We start from the raw sequence: 14,462 nt of genomic DNA on the forward strand, positions 1-14,462 counted from the left end.
GCCTGAAGCATATTATTCGCTGTCTGGTGTGCTATCGCTGCCTATGGGTTTATTCCCTTTTATTTGCCCGCACACAAAATTAGAAAGGAATAACACGTTGATTATTAGCAGGATTAAAAAATTCCCCCGTCGCCTGCAACACTGTCACAAGGTGGCCGCCAGCATAGATAATGCCGCCCCGACACAGCTGCAGCAGCTCAAGACGCAGCTGGCCAACGAAATGGGCAAACCTGTGGGTCTACACACCATGGGTATTCCTGCGGCGGTCAGTACGCTCGGGGTGATTGTCAGTTTCGCCATTCCGCAGCTGTGGCTTGGGTATGGCGTACTCGCCGCACTTGGCCAGCCAGCCGAACACGTATTCGTGTGGGTTGTGCTGGTCGCCCTGCTGTTCGCCGGCATTAATGGCGTGACCATGTTTATGATTGGCAAAGGCAGCATGCGCGCCGTGCGGTTACACCTTACGCTGGCGGTGATAAGCCTGGTATTAACGGCAGCCTATCTGCTGGTCGCGCTGAGCGGTAGCGCTGCTCCGGGCGTCAGCCTGACTGCGGCGCTGGTGAGTATTGTCATGCTGGGGCTTAGCGGCAGCTGTATCCTCTCTACCGCTTTCTATAAAATGCTGCTGTTTACTCTTCATAACAGAGCCTGGCGCAAGCTTATTAGCCAGACGCGCTAAGAATTCATCCCGTAAAAATCCCGCCGCTACCGGCGGGATTTTTTTATGGCTTTTTATGCCTGCGCAACCAGATTAACTTATACGCCGCAGGAATAATAAACAGCGATAACAGCGGCGCCGTAATCATCCCGCCGATCATCGGTGCCGCTATCCGGCTCATGACCTCGGAACCAGCACCGGTACCCCAGAGAATGGGCAGCAGACCGGCAATAATCACCGCGACGGTCATCGCCTTTGGCCGCACGCGCAGCACGGCGCCATGATAAAGGGCGTCATCAAGCCCCTGTTCAGTGAATGTTTCGCGCTGGGACAACGCGGGATGCGCTTCAATGGCATGGCGTAAATACATCAGCATAACCACCCCAAACTCTGCCGCCACCCCGGCCAGGGCGATAAACCCGGTGCCGGTTGCAACAGACATATGGAAACCCTGCCAGTACAGGAACCATATCCCTCCGACCAGCGCGAAAGGCAGGCTCATCAGGATCAGCAACGCCTCATCCACGCGTCGGAACGCCAGATACAGCAGAATGAAGATGATCATCACCGTCATCGGCACCATCAGCTTTAGCTTCTTGTTAGCATGCTCAAGTAGTTCAAACTGTCCGGAGAACGACACGCTGGTTCCCGGTCTGAGTTTTACGTTCTGACTGATGGCGGTCTTAATGTCGTTCACCACCGACACCATATCCCTGCCGCGGGCATCGATATAAATCCAGCTCGCAGGTCGGGCATTTTCCGTTTTCAGCATCGTGGGGCCGGAAACCACGTTAATCTCCGCGACATCGCCCAGCGTGATTTGCTGTTTCATCGGCGTCAGGATCGGCATCTGCTTTAACGCGCTCGGGCTGTTCCGGTAGTCCTGGGGATAGCGAATATTAATCGGGTACCGGGCGACGCCTTCCACCGTTTCACCCACCGTCGCACCGCCGATGGCCGATGAAACAAACAGCTGCACATTGCCCACCGTCATCCCGTAACGGGAGGCTTTTTCCCGGTTGATATCGATATCAATGTAGCGCCCGCCCTCCAGACGTTCAGCCAGGGCCGACACCACGCCCGGTACCGTTTTGGCTACCGCCTCGATGCTCTGCGCCGTCGCGTCGATATCCGACAGAACGGTCCCTGACACCTTGATACCAATTGGGCTTTTGATCCCGGTGGAAAGCATGTCGATACGGTTGCGGATCGGTGGTACCCAGAGGTTCGCCAGGCCAGGCAAACGAACGGTCTTATCGAGTTCGTCAATAATCTTGTCAATCGTCATGCCGGGCCGCCATTCGTTCTCCGGCTTGAGCTGAATGGTGGTTTCCACCATTTCAAGCGGCGCGGAGTCCGTTGCGGTCTCTGCTTTACCCGTTTTACCAAACACAGAGGCCACTTCAGGGACGGTCTTGATGAGCTTGTCGGTGGTCTGTAACAGCGCCGCCGCTTCTGCCGGAGAAACGCCCGGCAGTGTTGACGGCATATACAGCAGGTCACCTTCGTTGATCTTTGGCAGGAACTCGCCGCCCACCTGGCTCAGCGGCCAGATAACCGTGAAGATGGACAAGGCCGCAACCAGCAGGGTGGTTTTTGGCCAGTGGAGCACCTTAGTCAGTAACGGATGATAGGCGTTAATCAACAGTCGGTTCAGCGGGTTACTGTTCTCTGCGGGTATTTTCCCCCGGATCCAGAACCCCATCAGAATCGGAATGACGATGATGGCCAGAGCGGCCGCGCCCGCCATGGCGTACGTTTTCGTAAAGGCCAGCGGACCAAACAGCCGCCCTTCCTGCCCCTCAAGGGTAAAAATCGGAATGAAGGATAAGGTAATGATCAGCAGGCTGATAAACAGTGCAGGCCCCACTTCCACGGAGGCATTGGTGATGACGTTCCAGCGCGTGGCGTTATCAATGTCTTCGCCGGGATGCTGATGATCCCACTCTTCCAGCCGTTTGTGCGCATTTTCAATCATCACGATGGCGGCATCCACCATCGCACCGACGGCAATGGCAATGCCTCCCAGCGACATAATATTGGCGTTCAGCCCCTGGAAGTGCATGACGATAAAGGCGATACACAGGCCAAGCGGCAGAGAGATAATCGCCACCAGCGCGGAGCGGATATGCCAGAGGAACAGCGCGCAGACGATGGCCACCACGATAAACTCTTCGAGCAGCTTGCCGCTCAGGTTATCAATAGCCCGGTCGATGAGCTGGCTGCGATCGTAGGTTGTGACAATCTCAACGCCTTCCGGCAGGCTGGCCTTTAGCGTCTCCAGCTTGTCTTTTACCGCCGTGATGACCTCGCGCGCGTTTTTGCCCGAACGCAGGATCACCACGCCACCCGCCACTTCACCCTGCCCGTTGAGTTCGGCAATGCCGCGGCGCATTTCCGGCCCCGTTTGCACGCGGGCAACATCGCGCAGGTAAATCGGCACACCGTTCTCGGCGGTTTTCAGGACAATGTTATTGAAATCATCCATCGTCTGCAGATAGCCGCTGGCGCGGACCATATACTCCGCTTCCGCCATTTCAACGGACGATCCCCCTGCTTCCTGGTTAGACGACTCAAGGGCCTGCTTAACCTCGGGCAGGCTGATGCCGTACTGAGCCAGCTTTAACGGGTTCACCTGAATCTGATACTGCTTCACCACGCCGCCGACCGAGGCTACTTCAGCAACGTTCGGGATAGTTTTCAGCTCAAATTTCAGGAACCAGTCCTGCAACGAGCGCAACTCTGCGAGATCGTGTTTTCCGCTGCGATCCACCAGCGCATATTCAAAGATCCAGCCCACGCCCGTGGCATCCGGGCCGATTTCGGAGCTCACGCCGGCGGGCAGTTTGCCCTGTACCTGGTTCAGGTACTCCAGCACGCGAGAACGGGCCCAGTACAGATCGGTCCCATCTTCAAAAATGACGTATACATACGAATCACCGAACTGAGAAAACCCGCGCACGGTCTTTGCGCCGGGAACCGACAACATCGTAGTGGTGAGCGGATACGTGACCTGGTTTTCAACAATCTGCGGGGCCTGGCCGGGATAGCTGGTTTTGATAATCACCTGAACGTCAGACAGATCGGGCAAGGCGTCGACCGGCGTGTTGATGATGGTCCATGTCCCCCAGACGCTGAGAAAAAGCGCGCCCATCATGACCAGGAAACGGTTGGCGACCGACCGCCGGATAATCCATTCAATCATCATCGTCTCCTTAATGGCCTGAATGCGCGTCGTCAGCGGTTTCAGCCTGACGCATGCGCTCCAGCGCGCCGGTAATATTGGCCTCCGAGTCAATCAGGAACAGACCGCTGACCACCACCGAATCCCCTTCATTCAGGCCAGAGCCGATACCGGACTGTTGCTGAGATTCATGCAGAACGTGGACAGGCTTCGGCACAAAGCGCCCCTCTGCATCAACGGTAATGACGCGCTGTTCTTTGCCGGTATCGATAACGGCCTGGGACGGGATCAGCAGCATTTCCTGACTTTGGGTATTCAGCTTCAGGTACGCATTCATGCCCGGCTTCAGCAGTTCATCTTTGTTAGAGACCTGCAGGCGCACCTGCAGCGTACGGGTGGTTTGATCCACGCTCGGCAGAAGGCTCCATTTTTCAACCGGGAAGGCTTTATCCGGATAAGCCGGTACCGAAATGGCAAACTGCGAGGTGTCCTTCAGCAGATAAGCAATCGACTCAGGGACCGCCGCGCTGATCCAGACCGGATCCATCCCCTGGATCTGCGCCACCACCTTATCTTTGGAAATATTCATGCCGGTGCGCAGGTCAAAGGCCGTAATGACCCCGTCGATCGGCGCCTTGATGGTAAAGCAGGTCTGAATAGTGCGGGTTGCACGCAGCCTCTGAATATCGTCATCCGGCATGCCGGCCAGGCGAAGCCGTTCCAGAACCCCTTTTATCTGCGTGGGCGTACCGCCGGTACCCGATAGCAGCAGGAACTCGCTCTGGGCCTCGACCCAGTCCGGGATCGTGATATCAACCAGCGGCGTGCCTTTCTTCACCTTATCGCCGAGGGTCAGCGGATACACTTTCTCAACGAAACCTTCCGCGCGCGCCTGCACAATGACAAACTGATAGTCGTTATAGCTGACGTTCGCCGGGATCGTCTGGGCATAATTCAGCGTTCCGCGCGTCACCTTTTGCGTTTTTAATCCCAGGTTCTGGACCTGCGTCGGGTCAATACGGATACCGATACCGCTTTTTTCGTCATTCTCATCCGCGTATTTCGGCACCAGATCCATATCCATAAACGGCGATTTACCGGGCTTATCGAATTTGACGTCGGGTTTCATCGGGTCATACCAGAAAAGCACTTTTCTTTCAGGCGCGCTATTTTCTGTTTTTTCAGATGAATGAAGAGCCTGCCATGCCGTTATCGATATCAGCCCTCCCGCAATAAGGCTGCTGACTATCACGGCAGCGTATTTTATTTTCAAAGAGGCCATGCCGTTTCTCGCTATTTAATGCTCTTCAGTAAAGAGAGATTGCCCTGCTGAATAAACGAGAAATTCACGTGGCTGCCGACTTTTAAGGCCTTGATACTCTCGTCCGCCTGAATAAAGGTGAAACGCATGGTCATCGCGGGCCAGCCAATTTCCGGGATAGCTTCATGAGAAATCGTGACTTTTTTGTTCGTGAGATCGATGTCCTTCACGATGCCGGTCCCGGTAACGATCTGCTCTGAGGTCCCTTCGCTGTTAGCACTCATCTCCGCGTGCTGATGAACCTCAGCCTGGAGGCCGGCAGAAAACATAATGGAGATCGCACCGAATACAACGGCTTTAAGTGAATTGCGCATGTTTATTTTCCTGTTTAATTAAATGAGGTTATTCGACCCAACCGCCGCCCAGCGCGGTGAAGAGATTAATTTCATTAACCTGTCGGGCATAAATAAGGTCGAGAATGTTTTGCTGTGTGGAAAACAGCGAGCGTTCCGCGTCTAATACTTCGATATAGCTGACCGCGCCGCTGGAATATAACCCTCTGGCACGCTGCAGGGTGATGTTTAGCGAATCAAGATACCGCTGCTGCGCAGCAAGCTGCTGGCTGAGGCTGTCCCGCAGCGCGAGTGCGTCGGCGACCTGTTTAAAGGCGGACTGAATTTTTTGTTCGTAATTCACAACCGACTGCTGCTGGCGAATTTCGGCCAGCTTCAGGTTGGCTTTATTCCTGCCCGCATTAAAAATGGGAATGTCTATTTTAGGAATAAAGTTCCACATGCCGCTTCCGGACGTAAAAAGGCTGGATAACTCCGTGCTGCTTGTGGAAAGCCCGCTGGTCAGGGAAATGGACGGGAAAAAGGCAGCGCGCGCCGCACCAATATTCGCATCGGCCGCTTTAAGCTGATACTCCGCCTCCATAATATCCGGACGCTGCAGCAGGATTGCCGATGAAAGACGCGGCGGCAGCGTTACCGGCGCAATATCGCTGGCGTTCATTCCGCCGTCGCCCGGTAGTGCGCGATACGTTCCGAGGACCAGCTGCAGGGCATTACTGGCCTGCGCCAGCTCCCCCTCTCTTTTAGCAATATCTGCCCGGGTACTTTCGATCTGCCCCCGGGCCTGTTCCAGCGCCAGGACGTTCGTGCTGCCCGTCACCAGCTGTTGCTCAACAAAAGCGTAAGACTGCTGGTAATTTTTCAGCGTTTCCCGCGCGATACGCAGCTGTTTATACGCCAGCTGCTGGTTGAAATAGCTCTGCGACACGTTAGAGACAAGCAGAATATGCACGGCGCGACGGGCTTCTTCACTGGCAAAAAAGTTTTGTCGGTCAGCATCGCTCATGTTCTTCAGCCTGCCGAAAAAGTCGAGTTCGTAGCTAAGCGCAAGACCCGCGTCGTACTGCTGTGCGGTGGATTTGTCGCTTGTCAGCCCCCCGCTGTAAGTGATACCCGAGGAGGCATTCAGCTGAGGATAACGATCCGCATCCGTCACGTTGAACTGGGCCCGGGCTTCTTCAACCTTCAGGGCAGCCATTTTTACATCGCGGTTGTTCTTCAGGGCTTCTGTAATCAATCCTGCTAGCTGAGGGTCGACGAAGAAGTTGCGCCAGCCGGTGTCCTGATACCCTGCCACCGAAGGCGTCAGGCCGTTACGCGAGAGCGAAAACTGCTGGGGTACCGGTGACGCCGGGCGCTGGTATTCAGGGGCCAGCGAGACGCAGCCTGCCAGGATCAATACCGTACTGATGCTTAGTCGTTTTAACAGGAACATAGTGGTTCAAATGAATTCCAGAGTATTTTTAGGGCTACTCTACTGAACGCATCCTGTTTGACGGGTGACAGGATAATGACAATGTTGTCATTTATGGCGTAAGTCATTGTTAACGGTCGCGAGCGCAATAGAATGTCATCAGCAGCCAGTCAGGGGAGAAAGATGAAAATACTGATCGTTGAAGATGAGAAGAAAACCGGTGAGTACCTCAGCAAGGGGCTGACTGAGGCGGGGTTTGTCGTGGATCACGCGGATAACGGCCTGACCGGGTACCACCTCGCCATGACTGCGGAATATGACCTGCTGATTCTGGATATCATGCTGCCCGACGTGAACGGCTGGGACATTGTCCGCATGCTCCGCTCTGCCGGCAAAGGGATGCCCATCCTGCTGCTGACGGCGCTCGGCACGATTGAACACCGGGTTAAGGGGCTTGAGCTGGGTGCTGATGATTACCTGATTAAGCCTTTTGCCTTTGCTGAACTCCTCGCCCGGGTCAGGACGCTGCTAAGACGCGGGAATACGGTGATTGCACAAAGCCAGCTTCAGGCGGCTGACCTGACGGTTGACCTGGTGTCGAGAAAAGTGAGCCGGGCGGGCAATCGCATCCTGCTCACCAGCAAGGAGTTCAGCCTGCTGGAGTTTTTCATGCGTCATCAGGGCGAGGTGCTTCCCCGCTCCCTGATTGCCTCCCAGGTGTGGGACATGAATTTTGACAGCGACACGAACGCGATTGACGTGGCGGTAAAGCGGCTGCGTGCGAAAATCGATAACGATTTTGAACCGAAGCTGATCCAGACGGTGCGCGGCGTGGGCTATATGCTGGAGGTGCCGGATGCGCGTTAAGCTCCCCAGGCGCCCTTTTTCTCTCGCCCTGCGGCTGACCTTTTTTATCAGCCTCTCCACGATCCTGGCCTTCTTCGCCTTTACCTGGTTCATGCTGCATTCCGTTGAAAAGCATTTCGCCGAGCAGGATATCAACGACCTGCAGCAAATCAGCACCGCGATGCACCGCATACTGCAATCCCCGGCCGATCCCGATCAAAAGAAAATCAGTAAGATCAAAGAGTCGATCGCCAGCTACCGCAACGTTGCCGTTCTGCTTCTGGATCCGCAGGGAAATACCCTGTTCAGCTCGGCGCAGGGGGCGGCATTACGCCCGGCGATGAACACGGCGAACTTTAGCGAACACCGTCAGGCACAGGATGTGTTTCTCTGGACGGTCGAGGGCCAGACGCCAGCCATGCATGCCGGGTCCGACATGAAGATGGAAACCTACCGGATTATCGCCTCTTCAGGAACGGCGACGCTGCAGGGCAAAACGCAAAGCTACGTCATGCTGATCGGGCTCTCCATTAATTTTCATCTGCACTACCTGGAGGCGCTGAAAAAGAATCTGCTGGCGATTGCCGCGGCGATCAGCCTGCTGATTGTGCTTGTTATTCGCATCGCGGTTCGCCAGGGACATTTACCCCTGCGTAATGTCAGCACCGCCATTAAAAATATCACCTCCGAAAACCTGGATGCGCGACTGGAGCCGTCCCGCGTCCCCGTTGAGCTGGAGCAACTCGTTATTTCGTTCAACCATATGATGGGGAAAATAGAAGATGTCTTTACCCGACAGGCTAATTTTTCCGCCGATATCGCGCACGAAATCAGAACGCCCATCACCAACCTGGTGACGCAAACGGAAATCGCGCTGAGTCAGCACCGGACGCAGAAAGAGCTGGAAGATGTGCTGTACTCCAGCCTGGAAGAGTACAACCGGATGACCCGGATGGTCAGCGATATGCTCTTCCTGGCGCAGGCGGACAATAATCAGCTGATCCCTGACCGGGTGATGTTTGATCTGAGCGCTGAGGTGATGAAAGTCTTCGACTTCTTCGAGGCATGGGCGGAAGAGCGCAACGTCACGCTGGCCTTTAACGGGGTGCCCTGCCTGATAGAAGGCGACCCGCAGATGTTCAGAAGAGCAATCAATAATCTGTTATCCAACGCCCTGCGCTATACCCCAGCGGGCAAAACGGTGACGGTCGCCATCAGAAAACGGGATAACGACGTTGAGCTGGTGACAGAAAATCCCGGCACGCCAATCCCGCAGGAACATCTGTCGAAGCTGTTTGACCGCTTTTACCGCGTCGATCCGTCCAGACAGCGTAAAGGGGAAGGCAGCGGGATTGGGCTTGCCATCGTGAAGTCCATCGTCACCGCGCATCACGGTAAAGTCCGCGTGGAATCGGATGCGGTGTCGACGCGCTTCATCCTCACCGTACCGGGAAAGGTTGCCTGAGCCGTCAGCGCACATCGCGGCATACCTCCAGCACCTTCTCTCTGAGCCACCGGTGCCCCGGATCCCGTTCCATGCGCGGATGCCACATCTGTGAAACCGTAATGGTTCGGGTCTTAAAGGGCAGTTCAAAGACGTGTACGCGCTCGGTCATCGGCTGGTTGAGCAGGTACAGCGCCGGCACCATGGCAACCAGATCGGAGGCCAGCGCCACGGACAGCGCCGTTGGAAAACCGGGTACCACGCTTGCGACCTTGCGTTTCAGCCCGTGTTCCGCCAGCGCCTCATCGACAAATCCGTGTAGCGACCCGTCCGGTGAGGCCACCACGTGGCCCCAGGCGATATAATCGCTCAGGCTGACTTCAGGCTGTGATGACAGCGGGTGTCCCTTACGCACCGCGCCAACAAACCGATCCTGAAAGAGCCTTTGCAGCCGTATTTCAGGCCCCATATTGCCCTGCACGCCGATCTCCAGATCGACAAGCCCCTCACGCAAATAGCGCGACGTTTTTTCAGGTTTCGGCGAGAAACGGATGCACACCCCGGGGGCAACGCTCGCCACCGCGGCAATAAGCAGTGGCCCAAAGGCCACCACAAAACCGTCGTTAGCGCGGATGGTGAACAGCCGCTCGAGGCTTTCCACCTTCAGCGCATCGGTGGAGGGCTGCAGCACCGCCCTCGCCTCATGCACCGCGCTTCTGGCGCGGTCCCGGGTGGCTTCGGCCCAGGGCGTCAGCACCATATGTCGACCGGCCCGCACCAGAATAGGATCGCCGGTCACCTCCCGCAGCCTGCTCAGGGTGCGGCTCATGGCGGAGGTGCTCAGGTTTAAGCGTCGCGCCGCGCCCGCCACGCTGGCTTCTGCCAGCAGAATGTCGAGCGCAACCAGAAGGTTAAAATCAGGATCGGACACGGTAAATCCTCAGATAAGGCGTTATATGCAACGATAAAGTGCAAATGCTGCGTCTTCCGCCCTGTATACCGCATGACTATAGTTTCGTCATCAATATTCTTATCCGGAGTGACGACGATGACGCTATTTTCAAACCAGCCCGGCGATGAAGGTCTACCCGGGCATGAACGCGCCCGGGTTCTGGCCGCCGTCATGACCACCACGCTAATGGGCGTCTTTGACGGCACCATGATCAACATCGCGCTGCCCTCTATGGCAAGGGCAATGCAGGTTCCCGCGAACGTTGCGGTCTGGTTCGCCAACGGCTATCTGCTGTCAGCGGCAATGACGCTCGCCATCTTCGCGGCGCTGGCGGCGCGCGTGGGCTATCGCCCGGTCTTTCTTGCCGGGCTTGCCACCTTTACGCTCACCTCGCTCGGCTGCGCGCTGGCAACAACGCCGGAAATGCTAACCGGTATGCGCATTCTGCAGGGCATCGGCGGCGCGGCCACTCTGAGTATCGCCCCGGCGATCCTGCGTTCCGTTTTCCCGGGACGGCTGCTTGGCCGCATTCTGGGGCTGCACGCCCTGCTTATCGCCTCCAGCACGGCGATTGCCCCCGTGCTGGGCGGGACGATACTGGACGCGCTGAGCTGGCAGTGGCTGTTCGCCATTAACATTATTCCCGGCAGCATCGCCCTGCTGCTGGCATGGCGTGCCTTGCCGCGGGAGTCGGCTGTTGACCGATCATCCTTTGATGCGCCGGGCGCCGTGCTTTCGGCCGTACTGTTAGGTTCAGCAATCATGATGGCCAACAGCCTTCAGAGCGTAACGCAGCACGTTAGCCTGGAGGCGGTAGGCTGGGGGCTTCTCGCGCTGGCCAGCGCCCTCGCCTTTATCTGGCGTATCCGGCGCGCGCAAAATCCTTTACTGCCGCCGGTGATGTTCAAAAACGCGCGCTTTACCCTCGCCGCGCTGACCTCGCTGGCCTCGTTTGTGAGCCAGGGCATCACGTTTATCGCGCTGCCGTTTCTGTTTCAGAGCGTATATGGCTATAGCCCGGTGGTCTCCGCACTGCTGTTCACCCCATGGCCGATTGGAATTGTGCTGATAGCGCCGCACGCGGGGCGTTGGGCTGATACAATTTCCGCGCCGCTGATTTCGACCCTCGGGCTGATGATTTTTGTCTGCGGGTTAGTCCTGCTGGCAACGTTGCCGGACAGCCCTTCCGCATGGAGTATCTGCCTGCGCAGTCTGGTTTGCGGGATTGGCTTCGGCTGCTTCCAGAGCCCCAATAACCGGGAAATGCTCTCTAACGTGGCGCGGGAGCATGCCAGCTATGCCTCAGGGGTACTGTCGATTGTGAGGACATTCGGCCAGTGTCTCGGTGCCGCCGCGGTGGGCGTGCTGCTGGCCACGACAGCCGGGTCAGACCATCAAACGTTTGATGACCGGGCCGTGCATTTTGCGCTATGGATAGCCGTCATCGCCTCTACGGGATCGGTGTTGTTTAGCCTGAGCAGGCTGCGCCCTGCGGTTCGGGCGTCAGCCTGATTCGCCCGGCGGCGCTACGCTTGCACGGGCCTACAACGGTGAAGAATGTAGGCCGGGTAAGCGCAGCGCCACCCGGCAAAAAAGACGACTCGTTTGTTTACTCCAGCGCCAGCAGCGCAAAGCTCGCCAGCCAGTGCCCGCCGCTGTAGTGGCTGCCGACAACATGCTCGACGCTCGCCGTCAGGTGTTTCGCCACCGCATCACGCAGCGCCTGCTGCGCAGGATGGTTGGCGGGAAGCGCGCGGGCAATATGCTTCATGCACCACGCGCGGCTGAGGTTTAATCCGTCCAGATGGGCAATTTTCGGGTCGGTACGATCGCTCACTTCCGCCGGGCTCATCAGTGCCGCAACGGAGCCCACCTCCGGCAGAAACGCGTCAAACCAGGCCGGGAAGTCCGCCGACACTTTGCTCATCAGCAGCGCTTCCGTCAGTGCCCCGGAAATATACTCATCACCGCCGGGTTCGTAGTGCGCCGGATAGCGCGTGTCGGCGAGATAAAACCGCTCCGCCGCGGTCAGAATCGCCTGCTCAAGCGCGCGGTCTTCCACGGCACGGGCGTAATCGAGCGCCAGCGCGAGAGCAAACGCCGTGTTGTAGTGGGTCCCAACGCGGATCGGATAAGTAAGCTTGCCGAGGTAATCCATCAGCCGGTTGCGAATGTCCTGGGTGAGCGGCTCCAGCGTCTGATACCAGCCTGCGGCCTGCGGCAGCGACGACTGTTTCAGCTCCTGGGCCAGCGCCAGCAGCCAGCCGTAACCGTATGGCCGCTCAAACGAGGCGCGGAACGGTGCGGTGAAATAGGCCAGCTCCTTCGCCACGTTCTCTTCTGTCAGGTGCTCGTCAAAAAGCGCGACGATCGCATCCCGGCACGGCAATTCTGGATAAAGGCGCACGCAGCGCAGCAGCAGCCAGTAGCCGTGCACCGCCGAGTGCCAGTCGAAACAGCCGTAGAAAATCGGGTGCAGTTCGCGAGGCGGCAGCACGTCGCCATCATCATTCAGCAGGTGCATGATGTGGTTCGGGTATTCCTGGCGCAAATAGGTCAAAGGCATGCGGGCAAACGCGTCGGCCTGATGTTGCGTTAATTCCATAACAGCTCCTTAGCGAAACACGAGGAAATACATGAGGAACACGTTCACCACCAGCAGGGTTAACGCGGTCGGGATCTGGATCTTGATTACCTGATATTTATCTTTCAGCTCCAGCAGCGCGGCGGGAACGATATTGAAGTTCGCGGCCATCGGCGTCATCAGCGTGCCGCAATAGCCCGCGTACATGCCAATCGCCAGCAGCGGCGCCGGGTTGCCGTGATGCACGTTGATCAGGAACGGCAAGGCGATACCGGCGCTCAGCACCGGGAAGGCCGCAAAGGCGTTGCCCATGATCATGGTAAACAGCGCCATCCCCACGCAGTAAATCACCACCAGCATGAAGCGGTTATCCGGGTTCACAAACAGGCTCACCACCTTTTGCACCGAGTCGCCCGTGTTCGCCACCACGAAGACCCCGCCGAGCATGGCCAGCATCTGCGGCAGGATCACCGCCCAACCGATGGTATCGACAAGACGACGAGACTGACGAACCGCATGCAGCGGCGTGCCTTTGGTAAGCCACCAGCCGGTGAGGATCGCCGCGACGCAGGCCACGCAAAGCGCCGCCAGAGTAAGCTGTTTCTGATCGAGCAGGAACACGCCGCCAATCGACACCCCCTTCAGGAACAGGGTGCCGATAACCGTCACTACCGGGATCATCAGCGCAGGCAGGAACAGCCAGTTTTTGAGTCGATGTGACGACGCGACGCGCTCCTCCTCGGTGGACATTTTATAGTGCCCCTTCCCAACCAGGCCAAAACCCGCCAGCAGCGCGATAGCGATGACGCCGCCGCCGATTATCCGGTACGCCAGGGATTTACCAAGCTCCTGCACCATCAGGTCGCCAAACAGGAAAATCCCGCCAAACAAGAACCAGAACAGCGCGGTGGTAAAGCGTTTAGGGTTGGCGCGATCGCGCAGGGTCATCACAACCAGCAGCATCACGACAAAGCCAATCAGGTAGTACACGCGGTTAATGGTGATAAGCGTCATCATTGCGCGGCCTCCTGGGTACCCTGCTCCGCGCGCCAGGCCATCACGTCGCGACGGATGCTGGCATCGAGGCGCAGCAGGCGCGTCATATGAATAACCAATGCCGCAATGGCGGTTGGGATAGCCCACAGGCCGATATGCAGCGGTTCGATGCCCTGAATACCGTTCTCTTTCAGGAACGCGTCAATCAGCAGCACCGCGCCAAAGGCAATAAAAATGTCTTCCCCAAAGAAGACCGCGATGTTGTCACACGCGGCGGCATGGGCTTTGATTTTGTCGCGAATATGCTGCGGCAGCTCGCCGTATTCATTCAGCGCCGCCCCTTCGGCCATCGGGGCCAGCAGCGGGCGTACCGTCTGGGCATGCCCGCCCAGCGACATCAGCCCCAGCGCGGCCGTGCCTTCACGCGCCACAAAGTAAAGCATCAGAATACGCGCCGAAGTGGCGCTGGCGATCTTCGCCACCCAGGCCTGCGCTCGCTCTTTGAGTCCGTAATATTCCAGCAGACCAATCACCGGCAGGATCAGAATGAAGGTGGCCAGCGATCGGCTGTTCACGAACTTCTCGCCGAAGGTCTCCAGCAGCATACCGAAATCCATACCGACCAGCAGACCCGTCGCCAGCCCCGCCACCACGACCACCAGCAGCGGGTTGAAGCGCAGTGCAAAACCAATAACCACGATCGGTATCCCGATCAGCGGCAACAGCGTAGTACCGTCCATAACGTTTACCCTATCCAAAGTGAGCGTTGC

The 14,462-nt window shown here is 57.3% G+C and carries 12 protein-coding genes; 4 read left to right on the forward strand and 8 right to left on the reverse strand.

The genetic code is table 11. From position 1 onward, the window contains the following. Positions 1 to 97: 97 nt before the first annotated feature. A complete protein-coding gene (locus PYW49_RS03305; RefSeq protein WP_320385651.1) occupies positions 98 to 679 on the forward strand; it encodes a hypothetical protein in 582 nt (193 codons plus the stop codon). A gap of 43 nt (positions 680 to 722) precedes the next feature. Here the strand turns inward: PYW49_RS03305 and silA are convergent, their stop codons facing one another. The 4 genes from silA to PYW49_RS03325 are packed head-to-tail and all read right to left on the reverse strand — an operon-like array spanning position 723 to position 6,891. Beyond that, positions 723 to 3,863 carry a Cu(+)/Ag(+) efflux RND transporter permease subunit SilA gene (gene silA, locus PYW49_RS03310; RefSeq protein WP_320385843.1) on the reverse strand — a complete coding sequence of 1,047 codons (3,141 nt, stop codon included), beginning with the start codon at positions 3,861 to 3,863 and terminating at the stop codon, positions 723 to 725. Positions 3,864 to 3,873: 10 nt separating this feature from the next. Further along, positions 3,874 to 5,124: an efflux RND transporter periplasmic adaptor subunit gene (locus PYW49_RS03315; protein WP_320385652.1), complete on the reverse strand. Its 1,251-nt coding sequence runs from the start codon at positions 5,122 to 5,124 to the stop codon at positions 3,874 to 3,876. 11 nt (positions 5,125 to 5,135) lie between these two features. Further along, entirely contained in the window at positions 5,136 to 5,477 is a 342-nt protein-coding gene (gene cusF, locus PYW49_RS03320) for a cation efflux system protein CusF (RefSeq protein WP_320385653.1), read from the reverse strand. 28 nt (positions 5,478 to 5,505) lie between these two features. Then, positions 5,506 to 6,891 (reverse strand): efflux transporter outer membrane subunit, encoded by a 1,386-nt coding sequence (locus PYW49_RS03325; protein ID WP_320385654.1) that lies wholly within the window; start codon positions 6,889 to 6,891, stop codon positions 5,506 to 5,508. Between the two features lie 162 nt (positions 6,892 to 7,053). Between PYW49_RS03325 and PYW49_RS03330 the strand changes: the two genes are divergently transcribed. After that, on the forward strand, positions 7,054 to 7,737 hold the full coding sequence (locus PYW49_RS03330) for a copper/silver response regulator transcription factor (protein ID WP_320385655.1): 684 nt from the start codon (positions 7,054 to 7,056) through the stop codon (positions 7,735 to 7,737). Next, on the forward strand, positions 7,727 to 9,181 hold the full coding sequence (locus tag PYW49_RS03335) for a Cu(+)/Ag(+) sensor histidine kinase (RefSeq protein WP_320385656.1): 1,455 nt from the start codon (positions 7,727 to 7,729) through the stop codon (positions 9,179 to 9,181). Before PYW49_RS03330 ends, PYW49_RS03335 begins: the two co-directional genes overlap by 11 nt. Before the next feature lie 4 nt (positions 9,182 to 9,185). Here PYW49_RS03335 and PYW49_RS03340 read toward each other — a convergent pair whose 3' ends face one another. Then, positions 9,186 to 10,091 (reverse strand): LysR family transcriptional regulator, encoded by a 906-nt coding sequence (locus tag PYW49_RS03340; protein WP_320385657.1) that lies wholly within the window; start codon positions 10,089 to 10,091, stop codon positions 9,186 to 9,188. A gap of 117 nt (positions 10,092 to 10,208) precedes the next feature. Here PYW49_RS03340 and PYW49_RS03345 point away from each other — a divergent pair, with 117 nt between their 5' ends. Further along, on the forward strand, positions 10,209 to 11,624 hold the full coding sequence (locus PYW49_RS03345; RefSeq protein WP_320385658.1) for an MFS transporter: 1,416 nt from the start codon (positions 10,209 to 10,211) through the stop codon (positions 11,622 to 11,624). Between the two features lie 97 nt (positions 11,625 to 11,721). Here PYW49_RS03345 and PYW49_RS03350 read toward each other — a convergent pair whose 3' ends face one another. The 3 genes from PYW49_RS03350 to PYW49_RS03360 are packed head-to-tail and all read right to left on the reverse strand — an operon-like array spanning position 11,722 to position 14,432. Beyond that, positions 11,722 to 12,717 carry a DUF2891 domain-containing protein gene (locus tag PYW49_RS03350; RefSeq protein WP_320385659.1) on the reverse strand — a complete coding sequence of 332 codons (996 nt, stop codon included), beginning with the start codon at positions 12,715 to 12,717 and terminating at the stop codon, positions 11,722 to 11,724. A 9-nt stretch (positions 12,718 to 12,726) separates the two neighbouring features. After that, positions 12,727 to 13,713 (reverse strand): DUF979 domain-containing protein, encoded by a 987-nt coding sequence (locus tag PYW49_RS03355; protein ID WP_320385660.1) that lies wholly within the window; start codon positions 13,711 to 13,713, stop codon positions 12,727 to 12,729. Then, positions 13,710 to 14,432 carry a DUF969 domain-containing protein gene (locus tag PYW49_RS03360; protein ID WP_023327494.1) on the reverse strand — a complete coding sequence of 241 codons (723 nt, stop codon included), beginning with the start codon at positions 14,430 to 14,432 and terminating at the stop codon, positions 13,710 to 13,712. Before PYW49_RS03360 ends, PYW49_RS03355 begins: the two co-directional genes overlap by 4 nt. Positions 14,433 to 14,462: the final 30 nt, after the last annotated feature.

This window comes from Enterobacter chinensis, from assembly GCF_034008295.1.
Classification (GTDB): Bacteria; Pseudomonadota; Gammaproteobacteria; order Enterobacterales; family Enterobacteriaceae; genus Enterobacter; species Enterobacter chinensis.